The sequence below is a fragment of the Streptomyces sp. NA04227 genome, assembly GCF_013364195.1.
Classification (GTDB): Bacteria; Actinomycetota; Actinomycetes; order Streptomycetales; family Streptomycetaceae; genus Streptomyces.
This window is the reverse complement of the sequence record NZ_CP054918.1, coordinates 3,503,906-3,520,362: the sequence shown is the minus strand read 5'-3', so window position 1 is coordinate 3,520,362 and position 16,457 is coordinate 3,503,906. Positions and strand designations below refer to the sequence as shown.

At 71.0% G+C, this 16,457-nt stretch carries 14 protein-coding genes; 13 read left to right on the top strand and 1 reads right to left on the bottom strand.

What is annotated here, in order from left to right:
• Positions 1–127: 127 nt before the first annotated feature.
• The 5 genes from dnaK (at position 128) to HUT18_RS14975 (ending at position 5,568) form a co-directional block, all read left to right on the top strand.
• On the top strand, positions 128–1,984 hold the full coding sequence (gene dnaK / locus HUT18_RS14995; RefSeq protein WP_176101162.1) for a molecular chaperone DnaK: 1,857 nt from the start codon (positions 128–130) through the stop codon (positions 1,982–1,984).
• A complete protein-coding gene (gene grpE, locus HUT18_RS14990) occupies positions 1,981–2,712 on the top strand; it encodes a nucleotide exchange factor GrpE (protein ID WP_176101161.1) in 732 nt (243 codons plus the stop codon). The genes dnaK and grpE overlap by 4 nt, the downstream gene beginning before the upstream one ends.
• Positions 2,713–2,772: 60 nt before the next feature.
• The gene (gene dnaJ, locus HUT18_RS14985) at positions 2,773–3,957 is read left to right on the top strand and encodes a molecular chaperone DnaJ (RefSeq protein ID WP_176101160.1); all 1,185 of its coding nucleotides are present in this window, start codon (positions 2,773–2,775) and stop codon (positions 3,955–3,957) included.
• 2 nt (positions 3,958–3,959) lie between these two features.
• On the top strand, positions 3,960–4,409 hold the full coding sequence (locus HUT18_RS14980; protein WP_176101159.1) for a heat shock protein transcriptional repressor HspR: 450 nt from the start codon (positions 3,960–3,962) through the stop codon (positions 4,407–4,409).
• Between the two features lie 211 nt (positions 4,410–4,620).
• Positions 4,621–5,568 (top strand): hypothetical protein, encoded by a 948-nt coding sequence (locus tag HUT18_RS14975; protein WP_176101158.1) that lies wholly within the window; start codon positions 4,621–4,623, stop codon positions 5,566–5,568.
• Positions 5,569–5,808: 240 nt separating this feature from the next.
• Here HUT18_RS14975 and HUT18_RS14970 read toward each other — a convergent pair whose 3' ends face one another.
• Positions 5,809–6,246 carry a hypothetical protein gene (locus HUT18_RS14970; protein ID WP_176101157.1) on the bottom strand — a complete coding sequence of 146 codons (438 nt, stop codon included), beginning with the start codon at positions 6,244–6,246 and terminating at the stop codon, positions 5,809–5,811.
• Positions 6,247–7,170: 924 nt separating this feature from the next.
• Here HUT18_RS14970 and HUT18_RS14965 point away from each other — a divergent pair.
• The 8 genes from HUT18_RS14965 (at position 7,171) to HUT18_RS14930 (ending at position 16,428) form a co-directional block, all read left to right on the top strand.
• A complete protein-coding gene (locus HUT18_RS14965; RefSeq protein WP_254878608.1) occupies positions 7,171–8,274 on the top strand; it encodes a ParB/RepB/Spo0J family partition protein in 1,104 nt (367 codons plus the stop codon).
• Between the two features lie 573 nt (positions 8,275–8,847).
• Complete coding sequence (locus HUT18_RS14960) at positions 8,848–10,134, top strand: cytochrome P450 (protein ID WP_176101156.1); 1,287 nt, start codon at positions 8,848–8,850, stop codon at positions 10,132–10,134.
• Complete coding sequence (locus tag HUT18_RS14955) at positions 10,134–11,192, top strand: UbiA family prenyltransferase (RefSeq protein ID WP_176101155.1); 1,059 nt, start codon at positions 10,134–10,136, stop codon at positions 11,190–11,192. The genes HUT18_RS14960 and HUT18_RS14955 overlap by 1 nt, the downstream gene beginning before the upstream one ends.
• 103 nt (positions 11,193–11,295) lie before the next feature.
• Entirely contained in the window at positions 11,296–11,535 is a 240-nt protein-coding gene (locus HUT18_RS14950; RefSeq protein WP_176101154.1) for an acyl carrier protein, read from the top strand.
• Complete coding sequence (locus HUT18_RS14945) at positions 11,525–12,742, top strand: beta-ketoacyl synthase (protein ID WP_176101153.1); 1,218 nt, start codon at positions 11,525–11,527, stop codon at positions 12,740–12,742. Before HUT18_RS14950 ends, HUT18_RS14945 begins: the two co-directional genes overlap by 11 nt.
• Positions 12,743–12,830: 88 nt before the next feature.
• Positions 12,831–14,117: a beta-ketoacyl synthase N-terminal-like domain-containing protein gene (locus HUT18_RS14940; RefSeq protein ID WP_176101152.1), complete on the top strand. Its 1,287-nt coding sequence runs from the start codon at positions 12,831–12,833 to the stop codon at positions 14,115–14,117.
• Positions 14,114–15,670, top strand: a complete 1,557-nt coding sequence (locus HUT18_RS14935) for an AMP-binding protein (RefSeq protein ID WP_176101151.1) — start codon at positions 14,114–14,116, stop codon at positions 15,668–15,670. Before HUT18_RS14940 ends, HUT18_RS14935 begins: the two co-directional genes overlap by 4 nt.
• Positions 15,667–16,428, top strand: a complete 762-nt coding sequence (locus HUT18_RS14930; protein WP_176101150.1) for a thioesterase II family protein — start codon at positions 15,667–15,669, stop codon at positions 16,426–16,428. The genes HUT18_RS14935 and HUT18_RS14930 overlap by 4 nt, the downstream gene beginning before the upstream one ends.
• The last annotated feature ends 29 nt before the right edge of the window (positions 16,429–16,457 follow it).

Here is a 16,457-nt window from a genome sequence, read left to right as displayed (position 1 = left end):
CCGGCGCACAGCCCTGCCCGTAAGCGCGGGATAAAAGTTGAGTGGCCTCGACTCACCTCTGTTGACGCATGTGGTTTCGTCGTGCACTCTTGAGCCTGTTCCACTCAAGTCACTGGAGGAATCGAAAATGGCACGTGCGGTCGGCATCGACCTGGGCACGACTAACTCCGTCGTCAGCGTTCTGGAGGGCGGTGAGCCCACCGTCATCACCAACGCAGAGGGCGCCAGGACCACGCCGTCCGTCGTCGCCTTCGCCAAGAACGGTGAGGTGCTCGTCGGCGAGGTGGCGAAGCGGCAGGCGGTCACCAACGTCGACCGGACCATCCGGTCCGTCAAGCGTCACATGGGCACCGACTGGCGCGTCGACATCGACGACAAGGGCTTCAACCCGCAGCAGATCAGCGCCTTCATCCTGCAGAAGCTGAAGCGCGACGCGGAGTCCTACCTCGGCGAGAAGGTCGCGGACGCGGTCATCACCGTCCCGGCGTACTTCAACGACTCCGAGCGTCAGGCCACCAAGGAGGCCGGTGAGATCGCGGGCCTCAACGTCCTGCGCATCGTCAACGAGCCCACCGCGGCCGCTCTGGCCTACGGTCTCGACAAGGACGACCAGACCATCCTGGTCTTCGACCTCGGTGGCGGCACCTTCGACGTCTCGCTGCTGGAGATCGGCGACGGCGTCGTCGAGGTGAAGGCCACCAACGGTGACAACCACCTCGGTGGTGACGACTGGGACCAGCGCGTCGTCGACTACCTGGTGAAGCAGTTCGCCAACGGTCACGGCGTGGACCTCGGCAAGGACAAGATGGCGCTCCAGCGTCTGCGCGAGGCGGCCGAGAAGGCCAAGATCGAGCTGTCCTCCTCCACCGAGACCAACATCAACCTGCCCTACATCACGGCGTCCGCCGAGGGCCCGCTCCACCTGGACGAGAAGCTCACCCGAGCCCAGTTCCAGCAGCTGACGAGCGACCTTCTGGACCGCTGCAAGACGCCGTTCCACAACGTCATCAAGGACGCGGGTATCCAGCTGTCCGAGATCGACCACGTGGTCCTGGTCGGCGGTTCCACCCGGATGCCCGCCGTCGCCGAGCTCGTCAAGGAGCTGACCGGCGGCAAGGAGGCCAACAAGGGTGTGAACCCGGACGAGGTCGTCGCCATCGGCGCCTCGCTCCAGGCCGGTGTCCTCAAGGGTGAGGTCAAGGACGTCCTGCTCCTCGACGTGACCCCGCTGTCCCTCGGTATCGAGACCAAGGGCGGCATCATGACCAAGCTCATCGAGCGGAACACGACCATCCCGACCAAGCGGTCGGAGATCTTCACTACGGCCGAGGACAACCAGCCGTCCGTGCAGATCCAGGTCTACCAGGGCGAACGCGAGATCGCGGCGTACAACAAGAAGCTCGGGATGTTCGAGCTGACCGGTCTGCCGCCGGCCCCGCGCGGTGTCCCGCAGATCGAGGTCTCCTTCGACATCGACGCCAACGGCATCATGCACGTCACCGCGAAGGACCTCGGTACGGGCAAGGAGCAGAAGATGACCGTCACCGGCGGCTCCTCGCTGCCGAAGGACGAGGTCGACCGGATGCGCCAGGAGGCCGACAAGTACGCGGAGGAGGACCACGCCCGCCGCGAGGCCGCCGAGACGCGCAACCAGGGCGAGCAGCTCGTCTACCAGACCGAGAAGTTCCTCAAGGACAACGAGGACAAGGTCCCGGGTGACGTGAAGACCGAGGTCGAGGCCGCGGTCGTCGAGCTCAAGGAGAAGCTCAAGGGCGAGGAGACCGCCGAGATCCGTACCGCCACCGAGAAGGTCGCCGCGGTCTCGCAGAAGCTCGGCCAGGCTCTCTACGCGGACGCCCAGGCCGCCGGTGGCCCCGACGGTGCCGCCCCGGGTGGCGCGCAGGCCGGTCCCGCTGACGCGGACGACGTCGTGGACGCCGAGATCGTCGACGACGAGAAGCCGGGCAAGGACGGTGCCGCGTGACCAAGGAGACCCCGGGCTTCGACGAGAACAACGAGCCTGACGTCTCCGAAGGCGCGTCCGGCGAGGACGACGCCAAGGCCGCAGCGGCCGGTAAGGCCGACGCTCCCTCTCAGGAGGGCGCGTCGGCCCCGGCCGGGGACGCAGGTCTCCTCGCGCAGCTGGACCAGGTACGCACCGCGCTCGGCGAGCGCACCGCGGACCTCCAGCGGCTCCAGGCCGAGTACCAGAACTACCGGCGCCGGGTCGATCGTGACCGGGTCACCGTCAAGGAGGTCGCCGTGGCGAACCTGCTCGGCGAACTGCTGCCGGTGCTCGACGACATCGGCCGGGCGCGGGAGCACGGCGAACTGGTCGGCGGCTTCAAGTCGGTGGCCGAATCGCTGGAGGCCATCACCGCCAAGATGGGTCTGCAGAACTTCGGCAAGGAGGGCGAGCCCTTCGACCCGACGATCCACGAGGCCCTGATGCACAGCTACGCGCCGGACGTCACGGAGACGACCTGCGTCGCGATCCTGCAGCCGGGGTACCGGTTCGGGGAGCGCACCATCCGCCCCGCGCGGGTGGCGGTGGCCGAGCCGCAGCCGGGCGCGCAGCCGGACGGGGGCAAGGACTCCGCGTCCGAGCCGAAGGCCGGCGGCGACAAGGCCAAGGGCAAGGACGGTCAGGACGCCGACGGCGGGGACAAGAACGCCAAGGGAACGGAGAGCGGTGGCCCGGACGAGGGCTGACGCCTTTCGCAGCACACGTGGTCCACAGGGCCCAGACGGCCGAGAGGAGGGACGCCGGGGATGAGTACCAAGGACTTCATCGAGAAGGACTACTACAAGGTTCTCGGCGTCCCCAAGGACGCCACCGACGCCGAGATCAAGAAGGCGTACCGCAAGCTGGCGCGGGAGAACCACCCCGACGCCAACAAGGGCAACGCCACGGCGGAGGAGCGCTTCAAGGAGATCTCCGAGGCGAACGACATCCTCGGCGACCCGAAGAAGCGCAAGGAGTACGACGAGGCGCGCGCCCTGTTCGGCAACGGCGGATTCCGTCCGGGGCCGGGCGCGGGCGGCGGCTCGTTCAACTTCGACCTCGGTGACCTGTTCGGCGGCGGAGCGCAGGGCCAGGGCCAGGGCGCCGGAGGTTTCGGCGGCGGGCTCGGCGACGTGTTCGGCGGCCTGTTCAACCGGGGCGGCGCGCCCGCGGGCGGCCGCACCCAGCCGCGCCGGGGCCAGGACATCGAGTCCGAGGTGACGCTCAGCTTCAACGAGGCCGTCGACGGCGCCACGGTTCCGCTCAGGATGTCCAGCCAGCAGCCCTGCAAGGCCTGTTCGGGCACCGGCGACAAGAACGGCACGCCCCGGGTGTGCCCGACCTGCGTCGGTACCGGGCAGGTGGCGCGCGGCTCGGGCGGCGGCTTCTCGCTGACCGATCCGTGCCCCGACTGCAAGGGCCGCGGCCTGATCGCCGAGGACCCCTGCGAGGTCTGCAAGGGCAGCGGCCGGGCCAAGTCCTCGCGCACCATGCAGGTCCGTATCCCGGCGGGCGTCAGCGACGGGCAGCGCATCCGGCTGCGCGGCAAGGGCGCCCCCGGCGAACGCGGCGGACCGGCCGGTGACCTGTACGTGGTGGTGCACGTCGACGCCCATCCGGTCTTCGGCCGCAAGGGCGACAACCTCACCGTCACCGTGCCGGTCAGCTTCACCGAGGCGGCACTCGGCGGCGAGATCAAGGTGCCCACCCTCGGCGGGCCCCCGGTCACGCTGAAGCTTCCGGCGGGCACCCCCGGCGGCCGCACCATGCGGGCCCGCGGCAAGGGCGCGAGCCGGGCCGACGGAACCCGCGGCGATCTGCTGATCACCGTGGAGGTCGTCGTACCCAAGGACCTCTCGGGCAAGGCGAAAGACGCCCTGGAGGCCTACCGCGAGGCGACTGCGGACGACGATCCGCGGGCAGAACTCTTCCAGGCCGCGAAGGGAGCATGAGGATGGATGGGCGACGCCGTAACCCGTACGAGCTGACCGACGAGACCCCGGTGTACGTGATCTCGGTGGCGGCCCAACTGTCCGGCCTGCACCCGCAGACCCTCCGCCAGTACGACCGCCTGGGCCTGGTCTCCCCGGACCGCACCGCCGGCCGGGGCCGCCGCTACTCGGCCCGCGACATCGACCTGCTCCGCCAGGTGCAGGCCCTCTCCCAGGACGAGGGCATCAACCTGGCCGGCATCAAACGCATCATCGAGCTGGAGAACCAGGTCGCCGCACTCCAGTCCCGCGTCGCCGAACTCTCGGCAGCGGTCGAGGGCGCGGCGGCGGCGATGCAGCAGCGCGAGGACGCGGTGCACGCTTCGTACCGGCGCGATCTCGTGCCGTATCAGCAGGTGCAGCAGTCGAGCGCGTTGGTGGTTTGGCGGCCCAAGCGGCAGCAGGGGCAGTAGCGAGTCCATCCGATGACAGGGCCGGGACGACTGGGTTGGTGACGGTCGTTCCGGCTCTTTCGTTTGCGCGAGTTCAGGCGTCCAGGCTGCTGCCAAATCCACCGAACAGCGGGGCGCACAAGGCCGCGAGCGGAGCCGTCCGAGGGATTGAGTCGGCGTGCGGCGGCGGGCTGAGGGCTGTCGGGCAGGCACCGCGCCTAGCGTCGAGACCATGATCAAAAAGAGAACAGCTGTTTGCCTTCTCCTCTGCGGCGCTATCGCCGCCGCGACCCCCGCCGCCCAAGCGGCCCTCCTCGCTCCCCAGTGGCAGCGCGTCGGCACCGGCATCACCGGTGGTGTGAGCGGCATGGCCGTGCAGGAGGGCGGGGCGGGTGGCGAGGGTTCGGCCGATCTGGTCGTGGTGCGGGACAACAAGAAGGCGGGCGAGAGCCGGGTCGCCACGGTGCGGCTGCGGCCCGGCGAGGTGCCGGTGACCAGGGAGTTGGACTGGAGTGGTCCGCTGCCCGCGGATCTGGAGGCGCTCGACGCGGTGCCGGGGCAGCCGGGCCGCTACGTCGCGGTGACCAGTGCGGGCATGGCGTACGAGATCGTCGTCGCGGGTGGGACGGCGACCGTGCAGGGCGATCCCGTCGCGCTGCCGGACCGGCGGCCGGGGGACAACTACGAGAGCTTCGCGCTGTGGTCCGAGGGCGCCTCGGGCCGGGTCTTCGCGGTGTGGGCCACCAGGGGCGCGGGCAGCGAGCATGCCATGGTGCGGGCCGCCGAGGTGCGGGACGGCGGCCTCGGAGCCGGAATGGGGGCGCCGAGCGTCCGGGAGTTCGCCGTGCCGGTCCCGGACCGGGACGAGGTGCGGCACATCAGCGACCTCAAGGTGCTGGCCGACGGCAGGCTCCTGGTGTCCTCGGCGTCCGACCCCAATGTGGACGACGGGCCGTTCAGTTCCGCGGTGTACGACGCCGGGCAGTTGGTCGTGCGAGGGCAGGACCGGGTCGTGCTGAACCTGCGGGAGCAGGCGGACCTCGTGCCGCTGCGGACCTTCACCCTCCAGGACAACCGCAAGATCGAGGCGGTCACGGTGCTGCCCGACGGACAGGCCGTCTGGGGCACCGACGACGAGAACCAGGGCGGTTCCGTCAGTTTCGACAGCCTCGGGTCGTAACTCGCCTGTAGGGATGAGCCGTTACGGCTGACCGGCTGACCGGCTGACCGGCTGACCGGCTGACCGGCTGACCGGCTGACCGGCTGACCGGCTGACCGGCTGACCGGCTGACCGGCTGACCGGCTGACCGGCTGACCGGAGAGGGCTCGCACCACCCAAAAGGCGGTGCGGGCCCTCCCGTACGCTCACGCACAACGCAACACAACTCCCCGCGTGACACGGGGAGTTACCTCCCCCGCCTCACGCCCCCGCGAACTGATCCCTCCGCTCGCGTCCGGCATGGTCGGACCGTTCGGAGCGGTCCGGGCGGTCGCCGCCGCCCACTCGCCTGACGGGGCGTGACGTCGTCGTACCGGCCGTCGACACCCTGCGCTGCGGCGGCCGTTGGCGGGTGCGGTCCTGTGCGTGCTGGGCCAGGGCCGCGCGGGTGCGGTTCCAATAGGCCACCCATGGCTGCGGGTTGGCGTCGCAGGCGCTCACGTAGGCGAGGGTGACCTCCAGGCTCGGGAGCTGGATGCCGCGGGCGGCGGCGGCCAGTGTGGTGCCCGAGTAGTTCGCGCGGCTCGCCAGTGACTCGTACGAGGGGCTGCCTGCCTTGTGCCGTACGGCTCGCAGGTCGTGCGCGAAGCGCTGCAGCGGTCCCTCGGACGGGTCGATGTGTGCTTCTGGTCTTCCCATCGCCGGTATCAACTCCCCATATGTCCTCAGGTGTTACCGCGCGCCGAGGGTGTGTTGCCGCGCAATCGAGGGCGCCTTTGGGGGCGGATCCGTTCCTGAATACGGTCCGGCCGCGCGCCGCGCTCGGTGGGACGTCGGCAATCGCCCGTGGCGCGTTCGTCGTCCCTTCCACCATGCAGTGCACCCCTCTGTCACGCCACGCTCATCTTTTTTCAACGCAGGGAGAGGAGGGGCGTCATAGGAGGGTAAATGCGACATAGGGTCTACGCGAGTTGCAGAAAAGTGCCGAGGTCGCCACGGAGAGTGGTTCAACCGGGCTTCCGGGTGGGGGCGTTGGGGGTGGCGGCGGTGGTTCGGTATGTGTCTTTGTGCGCGATTTTGGGGAGTGGGAATTCCGTTGTGCCGGATGTGTCTTCCGTGTCCCCTGTCGTGCTTATGTGCTTTGCGGGGTGAAGGCATATCGGTGCCCGGAATGTTGAGGGGGAGGGATTCGATGACGCTCGAATCTCGGAATTGCCCCCGGGTTGGCCCGGGTTACCCCTGGTCGCCCGTGGCTGGTTCTCGTCCACTGCCGGTTCTCGCTCGCCGACGGTCCGCCGGTCAACGGCGGGCCGTTCTCCGGCCGGCCCGCTGTCTCGCCGCTGTTGGCCCCGCCGCAGCCCCGCCGCGGTTTTGCCGTCGTGCCGCCGTCGCTTCGCCGTCGCCTCGGTGTCGGTTGTGGACGGCAGGCTCGAACGTGCGAACCCTTCCGTGTCCAGCGCCCTGACCTGCGGTTTTAGTGGTGCTTTAGTGGTCGGCTACAGGCTCGGGCACGCGCCCGTGCGGAGCCGGGGTGTCATTGCGTACAGTTTCCGAGGTGTGGGGGAGAGTACGGAATTCGGTATTCCGGCTGGGTGAAGTCCATTGATTCGGGGGAGTCAACTAATGGATGTCATGGACGTCATGGATGTCGTCGAGGATGTGCGTGTCCCGTTGCGTTGGGCGGGCGGCCGTCCCGCACCACGGGCCTTTCCGCTCTCCGATGTGCAGCTCGTTCCGGTGGCCGCCGTGCTTTCCGCGGATTCGCCGCGGCAGGAGGCCGAGAACCTGGAACACGCGCTGACGCTCGCCGAGTCGGCGGCGGAACTGCCGCCCATCGTGGTGCACCGGCCGACCATGAGGGTCATCGACGGTACGCACCGGCTGCGGGTCGCGCGGCTGCGCGGGCGCGGTGAGATCGAGGCGCGGTTCTTCGACGGGCCCGAGGAGGACGCCTTCGTCCTCGCAGTGCAGACCAACATCGGGCACGGGCTGCCGCTCTCGCTCGCCGAGCGCACGGCCGCGGCGGCACGGATCATCGTGTCCCACCCGCAGTGGTCGGACCGGGCGATCGCCCAGGTCACCGGGATCTCGCACAAGACCGTCGCGGTACAGCGGCGCAAGATCGGCGGCGAGGCGGTGCAGCCGCTGTCGCGGATCGGCTGCGACGGCAAGGAGCGTCCGGTCAGCAGCGCGGAGGGCCGCCGCCTGGCGAGTCGGCTGATCGCCGCGCATCCGCAGGCCTCGCTGCGCGACATCGCGGCGCGGGCCGGGATCTCCGCGGGCACCGTACGCGACGTACGCGCCCGTCTCGGCCGTGGCGAGGACCCCGTACCGCAGCGTCGCGGCGGCGGCAGCCGGAAGGCCTCTGAACAGGCTGTTTCCGAGGAGTCGCAGGCGCTGCCGCCGGGGCCGGAGGGCCCGGAGACCCGGGGCGTCCGGCGGGCAGCGGCGGCCGATACGGGCGCGCGCGAGCGGGAGTCGACGTTCCGCAGTCTGTGCCGTGACCCCTCGCTGCGGCAGACGAACAGCGGCCGTCTGCTGCTGCGGATGCTGGAGATGCACGTGACCCAGACCCAGCGCTGGGACCGGGTCGCCGAGGCGGTGCCCGCGCACCGGGCCGCGGCGATCGCCGAGATGGCGGCGGAGTGCGCGCGGCAGTGGCAGGCCCTCGCCGCGCGGGCGTCGGCCTCCGCCAAGACACCGGAGCGGTTGAGCGCCGCGGGCTGAACCGCCCGCCGGCCCGGCGGACTTCCGCGGCCACGGCCCGTACCCGGGAAGCCGGGCGCATACGGCGGGCCGGGGCCCGTGGAAGCGGTCCGCACCCCTGCCGAAAGCCCCGAGACGTCGGAATCGGAGCAATTGCGGCACCGGAATCCGAACCCGAAAACTGAACTGACAAACACAAGCCGATACGGCCATATTCGATAACCGCGGACTGAACCGCGCACGCACCTTTGAGCGTCACACAACGCATAGCAGTCCACCGCACAACTCGCGGCCCAGTCGCCGCGTCAGACAGCGAAGAGCAGGCACCGCCGATCGGTTACGGATGAGGGATGAGGTACGTCGTAGCAGTCGACCGCGTGACGCACCTCAGGCACCCGCCCGAGCCCACGTCCGAGCGCACCACCCGACCCGGTACCGGACCACATCGCCGAAGCAGCGGCAGCCCGTAACGGCACCGCCGTACCCGCACCGGCAATGGCAAGCAGCACGACATCCGCCCGACTCCGCGGGTTCCACACAGCCCCGGATCCTCGGCAAGGCCCCAGGGCCCTTCGCCGGAAAGAGAGTTCCGCAATGAGCCAGACCCACAGCGCACCCGAGGTTCCAGCCGACGGCCCCGCCCCCGGCGGCGTCTCCTTCGACCCGACGGACCCGGGGCTCCAGCAGAATCCGTACCCCGCGTACGCGTTCCTACGCGAGAACCTGCCGGTGATGCGCGGCCCGCTCGGGGTGTGGATGGTCAGCCGCTACGAGGACTGCGAAGCGCTGCTGCGGGACCGGCGGATGGGCAAGGACTTCGCCAACTCCAAGTTCTTCGAGCAGATCATGGGCTCCTCCGAGGAGCTGCCGCCGTTCCTCGGCTTCGGGCTCGACGACTTCGACGCCAAGATGTTCCTGCTCACCGACCCGCCGGAGCACACCAAGCTGCGCGGCCTGGTCTCGCAGGCCTTCACGCCCGCCATCATCAACGCGATGCGGCCGCGGATCGCATCGATCGTGGACGAGCTGCTCGGTGAACTCCCGGCGGAGTTCGACCTGATGGAGCGTCTCGCCACGCCGATGCCGATACGCGTGCTCGGCTCGATGCTCGGCATCCCCGAGGCCGACCAGGAGCAGTTCACCAGCTGGTCGGTGCAGATCGCGGGCATGCTCGACCTGGACGTGGAGCTGCCGCCCGAGGTGGCCGCGACCCGTCGTGCGGCGACCGGTGCCTGCACCACGTACTTCCTCGAACTGGCCGAGCGGCGCGCCGCCGAGGGCGGACAGGGCGAGGACCTGATCTCGCACCTGGTGCGCGCCCGCGACGAGGGCAGCGCGCTCAGCACCCAGGAGATCGCCGCGACCTGTGTGCTGCTGGTGGTCGCCGCGCAGGAGACCTTCTCCAACCTGATCGGCAACTCCGGCATGGTCTTCGCGCGTCACCCGGAGGCGTTCACGGGCCTCGCCGCCGACCCGGACAGCATCGACGGCGTGATCAACGAGATCATGCGCCTGGAGCCGCCCGCCCACCAGGTCGGCCGGATAGCCCTGGAGAAGTTCGACCTGCACGGCGAGGTCTTCGAGCCCGGTGACGCCGTGATCCTCCTGGTGGCCGCCGCCAACCGCGACGAGCGCGCCTTCCCCGAGCCGGACACCTTCCGCGCCGACCGCGACGGCCGCCCGAACCTCTCCTTCGGCCGCGGTATCCACTACTGCCTGGGCGCCCCGCTGGCCAACCTGATGGCACGGGAGGCGCTGACCGGCCTCACCCGGCGCATCACCTCGGTCCAACTCACGCAGGAGACCATCGACTTCAAGCCGGGCCTCGGCCTGCGCGGACCCGCGAAGCTGCCGGTCCGGGTGGAGAGGCGGGGGTCCTGATGACCGCGGGGGCACAGGTGGACGCGGCGCGGCGGCGGCCGGGCCTCGGCAGGTCCGCGCTGTTCCTGGCCCGCAGTTGCAGTGTGCGCTTCGCCGCGTACTACTGGTGCGGCTTCATGGTCGGGTTCGCGATCAACGACTCGCTCAGTCTCGGCTGGGCGCTCGGGGCGATCCCGCTGTGGCTCGCGTACTGCATCGGTACCGAGTCGGTGAACCGGATCGCCGACCGCGAGGCCGACCTCGTCAACCGGCCCGAACGCACTCATCTGGTGCAGGAGTTCGGCTGGGGACGGATGAAGGCGGCCTGTGTGATCGCCTGGCTGGTGTTCGCCGCCGGGGGCGCGGTGATGCTCTGGCAGGAGCCGAGCCCCGTGCTGGCCGCCGTGCTCGTGCTCGATGTCTTCATCGCCATCTGCTACTCGATCGGTCCGGCCTTCAAGCGGCGCCGGGTGCTGTCCGTGATCGCCCTGATCACTCCGCTGATCATGCCGATGGTCACCGGCTGGGCGGTCCACGGCGACCTGGACTCGCTGCTCTCGCCCACGCTGCCCGCCGCGGCCGTACTCGCCGCGTTCAGCGTCGGCCTGTCCGGCATCAAGGACATCACCGATGTCGAGGGGGACGAGAAGCTCGACTACTCCAGCCTGTGGATCGCGCTGATGGGCAGCAGGAGCGGTGCACGGGTGTACGCCCTGGTCGGCGCCCCCTTCGTCGTCCTCACCGCGTTCACGTCCTTCGGCCAGCTCCCGTGGCAGGCACTGCTGGTCTTCCCGCTGGTGGCCGTCTCGACGCTGGTCGTGGTGGCCGCGGCGAAGGCCGACGAGCCCGAGGACCGCGGCGCCGCGCGCGAGGTGATGCACCAGTACACCTTCTACTTCCTGGTGCTGTTCCTCGCGGCCGCCGTGCCCGGCACGGCCACCGCCCTGGTCGCCGTCATCGGTATCGGCTACTGGCTGTTCGCGTCCCGGCTGCTGCACTGGTCGGGCGGACTGACGCTGCGTCATCTCAGGCTCTGGTGGGGCCTGTTCAGCACTACCCGGCAACCGGCCGTCCGGTAGCCGGCCCGGCCGTACGGCGGAGGGGGCCACCCGGCCCGAGCCGCCGCCCGGCCATCCGCACAGCACCCCCGGCCCTCGGGCCCCAACCCCAACGGAGAAGAGCATGGACGAGTCGGAGATCACGTACGGCGTGCGGGAGGTCATCGCCCAGGTACTGAGCCTGAGCGTCGACGAGGTGTCGCCCACCGCGCACTTCTACGACGAACTCGCGGGCGACTCGCTGCAGAAACTGGAGGCGATCGCGTTCATCGAGGCCAAGTTCAACGTCCAGTTGACCAATGAGGAAGCCGCCGGGGAGACCGTCGGCGACCTGGTACGGAGCGTGGTCGGCCATGCATCCTGACGCGGGCGCGTCCCCCCGAGTCGTGGTGACCGGGATGGGCTGTGTCACCCCGCTCGGCACGGAAATCGACGAGTTCTGGGCGAAGTTGACCTCCGGAGCGGTCGCGACCGAAGAGGTCACCCGCTTCGACACCAGCGGCTACCCCACGCGGCTGGCCGCCGAGATCAAGGACCCCCGGCTGGCCGGTCCGCTGGACGAGCACGGCCACGACGTGCCGCGCTGTGTCCGCTACGTCAACCACGCGGCCGAGGCCGCGCTGCGCGACGCGAAACTGCTCGACCAGAGCGACACCCGCCGCACCGGCGTACTGCTCGGCACCGTGATGGGCACCCGCCCGCACGTCGAGGAAGTACGGCGCCGTGGACGGGAGTTCGGCTCCGGCGAGGACTGGGACAATCCGGGACTGCTCGCCCTCGCGCCCGCGCGTGCCTTCGGGCTCCGCGGACCGCGCGAGGTCGTGGCGGCGGGCTGCGCGGCCGGGAACACCGCGTTGTCCATGGCCGCAGACCGGATCCGCTCGGGCCGCGCCGACGTCATGCTCGCGGGTGGCGCGGACGAACTCTCCGAGGCCGTCTTCCGGCTGTTCACCACCTTGCGGGCGCTGGCACCGGACCAGGTGCGGCCCTTCGACCGGGAGCGGCAGGGCATGCTGCCGGGCGAGGGCGCGGGCATCCTCGTCCTGGAGTCCGAGGACCACGCCCTGCGCCGCGGGGCCACCATCCTCGCCGAGCTCAGCGGTTACGCGGTGGGCGCCGACGCCCACCACATGACCGCCCCGCACCCCGAGGGCCGCGGCATGCTCGCCTGTATGCGGGACAGCCTCGCCATGGCCGGGCTCACGCCCGGAGACGTCGACTACGTCAGCGCGCACGGCACCGGCACCCCGGCCAACGACGCGCTCGAAGCGGCCGTCACCCAGGCGTACTTCGGCCCTTCGGGTGCCCGTCCGGCCGTGTCCTCGGTGAAGGGGATGCTCGGTCACGCGCAGGGCGGGGCGAGCGCGGTGGAGGCCATCGCCTGCGTCCGCGCCATCCGCGACGGCCGGGTGCCCGGCAATCCGACCCTGCGTGAACCCGACGAGAAGTGCGCCGAGTTGGACATCGTGCGCGGCACCCACCGCGACATGCCGGTGAACGTCGCGCTGAGCAACGCCTTCGGCTTCGGAGGCAACACCTCGACGGTCGTCTTCGGCCGGTACGAGTCCTGACCTCCGCACCCGGCCCGGGCCGCCGCGCGCCGACACCACTGTCGCTCCGCGCGGCGGCCGGGGCCGCCACACACCACAGGGAACCGAAGTGACTGCATCAAGCCCGACGCCACCGACGACCGGCGTCGCCGTCACCGCCGTCGGCGCGGTGACCGCCGCCGGGACCACGGTGGCCGCGCTCTTCGACGACATGCTCGCCGCGCGCGCCCACCGCACCGAGACCGTGATCCCCCTCGTCGCCAACCCGCTGCCGGTCCCCGCGGGCCAGGACGACGGCAGCCGCCCGGTGACCGCCGCCCATGTCACCGACCCGCTCGACCTGACGGAGGCGGTCGGCGCCCGCGCCGCCCGCGCCCTGAGCCGCGACAGCCGCCTGCTCATGCGCGCCATGGACGCCACGGGCATCTCCGCGGCCCCCGCCCCCGACACCACCGCCGTCGTCCTCGGCACCCTCGGCGCGGGCCGCAACGAGTACCTGGCCATCCACCGCGCCTCCGGCACCACCCACCGCCCCGTCAACCCGGTCTGGGGACCGCAGTCCGGCTACAACGCGGCGGCGGCCCAACTCTCCATCCACCTCAAGGCGTACGGGCCCAACCTCACCCTCTCCTCGGGCGCGACCTCGGGGCTCGACGCGGTGGTGACCGGCGCCGAGTACATCGCCGACGGGAGGTGCGAGGCGGTCGTCGCCGCCGGAATGGACACCCTCTCGGCCGCCGTCGACTCGACGGCCACCCCGGCGAAGGGCGCCGTACCCGCGGGCGAGGCGGCCGCCGTACTGGTGCTGCGTCCCGCTCCGGTCGAGGACGCGCTCGCCTACGTACGCGGGGCGGGGCAGACCACCGCGCTGACGAGCGGTGCTTCGCGGACCGGGACGGCCGGGGCCGGAGCGGACCTCGACGGCGCGCAACCCTCGCGCGTCACCGAGGACTTCGAGTCCGTCGACCCCACCGAGGCCGCCGACGCCCAGGAGTTGACCGAGGCCGCACGCGCCGCACTCCGCGAAGCCCTGGAGCAGGCCGGGCGCACGGCCTCCGCGATCGGCCTCGTGGTGCTCGCCTCCAGCGGGGACCGGGCCGTCGTACGCGCCGAACAGGCCGCCGTATCCGCCGAGTTGGGCGCGGACGTACCCACCTGCAACCCCACCGCGACGACCGGCCGCACCGGCGGCGCGGACGGCTCGCTCGCCGTCGTCGTCGCCGTGGAGGCGCTGCGGCGTGGAGTGGTCCCGTCACCCGGTGGCGCGCGGATCGACGGCCCGCTGGCGCTGTGCCTGTGCCTGGACCGGGGTGGCAGCGTCACCGCCGTACTCGTGGAGAGCGCGGGGGCCGTAGGAGCCGAGAGCACTGGCGCGGACCTGGCGGGTGCGGCGTGAGCGAGACTGCCGCACCCACCACCGGGCAGGGCAACGCCGCCCTCTGGTACCTGGACCGCCACCTCGGCCTGGACACCGCCGACGCCGTCGCGCTGATCACCGAGGAGGGCGAACTCACCTACCGGCAGCTGCACGAGCGTGTGTGCAAGGCCGCCCGCGTGCTCGCCGACAGTGGTCTCGGGCCCGGCGACCGCATGGTCACCGTGCTGCCGGACGGCGTGCTGCCGGTCGCCCTCGTGCTTGCCGCGATGCGGCTCGGCGCGGTGCCGGTGCCGGTCTCTCCGCTGCTCACGGCCGAGGAACAGCGCTACATCGTCGAGGACTCCGGGGCGGTTGTGGTCGTCCACGACGATCCGGCGGGCGAGGTCGCCGCCGACTTCGCCGAGCGCTTCCCGCGTGCCGTACTGCTCACCGCCCGCCCCGGCGGTGAGCGCCCGCTGCCCGAACTCGTCGATGCCGCAAGCCCGTTGTGGGAGGCGGTCGCGCGCGACGGGGAGGACATGGCGGTGATTCAGTACACCTCCGGATCCACCGGGCGCCCGAAGGGAGTCGTGCATCTGCACCGCGGGCTGCTCGCCTTCCCGCAGGGCATCGGCGCGCACCTGGGCATCGGCCGCGCGGACCGGGTCCTGTCCACCGCGAAGCTGCCCTTCGGCTACGGCTTCGGCAACTCGCTGCTGCTGCCCTTCGCGGTCGGCGCCTCGGCGATCCTCTTCCGCGGCCGCGCCGAACCGCACCTGGTCGCCGACCTGGTGCAACGGCACCGGCCCACGGTGCTGTTCGCGGTGCCCACCCTGTACGCGGCGATGCTCACCCTGGCTGGTACCGGACGGCGGCCCGACCTGTCCGGGGTGCGCCTGGCGGTCTCCGCCGGTGAGCACCTCGGCGCCCTGCTCGGCGAACGCTTCGAGGAGGCGTACGGCCTGACCCTGGTCAACGGCCTCGGCTCCACCGAGTGCCTGCACATCTTCCTGGCCACGGTCGCGGGCGTCTCGCCGCACGGCGTGACCGGCGTGCCCGTACCGGGCTTCGAGGTGCAGGTCTGCGACGAGGAGGACCGGGTGCTCCCGGCGGGCGAGATGGGCCATCTGCGGGTGCGCGGGCCGAGCACCGGCGCCCGCTACCTGGGGCTTTCCGAGCTCAGCGCGCAGACCTTCCGTGACGGCTGGGTGTACACCGGCGACACACTCGTCGACGACCCGGAAGGCGGCTGGATGTACCTGGGCAGGTCCGACAGCATCCTGAACGTCGGGGGGCTCAAGATCCTGCCGAGCGAGATCGAGGACGTCATCAACGCCCTTGAGGGGGTTGCCGGTTGCGCTGTCGTCGGCGTGCGGGACGAGAACGAGATCACCCGCATCGTCGCCCATGTCGTGCCCCGGGACCCGGACGACGCCGGGCTGCGCCGCACTGTCATCGACGCGGCCCGCGAGCAACTGCCCGTGTTCAAAAGACCTCAGACGGTACGGGTGGTCGAGGAACTGCCCGTGACCTCCACCGGAAAAACTGCCCGCCACCTGATCAGGCGGCGAGAAATGGAGAAGCAATCGTGAGGGCCGGCGCGGAACGTGTCGTACTGAAGAAGGGCAGCCCCGAGGGGCTGCGGCTGATCTGTGTGCCGTTTGCGGGTGGTTCGGCGAGGTCGTTCGCGCGGCTCGCCACCATGGTCGGAGAGGACTGGAGCGTGGTGGCCGTACAGCCACCGCGTTCCCACGGCGACGGCGAGCGTGACCTGGACGCGCTCGCGCACTTCTATCTCGGCCTGCTCGCCGAGGACCTGAGGGGCCCGGGTCTGCTCTTCGGGCACAGCCTGGGCGCGGCGGTCGTGCACCGCATGGCCCAGCTCTGGTCCTCGCACTGGCCGAAGGACCTGCACGTGGTCCTCTCGGCGCCGCCCGCGCCGGAGTTCACCTCGGCGGGCCTGTACGGGCTCGACGACCAGATGCTGTTCGAGGTGGCCACCGAGCAGGGCATCCTGCCCGCGCTCGGCGTCTCCGAGGACATGGTCAAGCGGCTCATGCTGCCGGACCTGCGCGCGGACCTCGCGGTCCTCGCCAAGCGCGGCTGGACGGCGACCCCGCTGAAGGCGCCCGTCCACCTGATGGGCGGCGAGCGGGACCTGCCCAGTCCTCCGGCCGTCCTCGAGCAGTACCGCGAGATACTTCAGGCGGTGTCCCTGCGACTGCTTCAGGCCGGTCACATGTACGTCCTCGAGCAGCCCGCGGAGACCGCCGAGGCCCTGCTCGCCATCGGTGCGAGCGTCGGGAAGACCCCCGTCGCCGCACAGGCGGGCCGACGCGCGGACGCGTAAACGCCACACGCGCGGCGGGCGCGCGGACG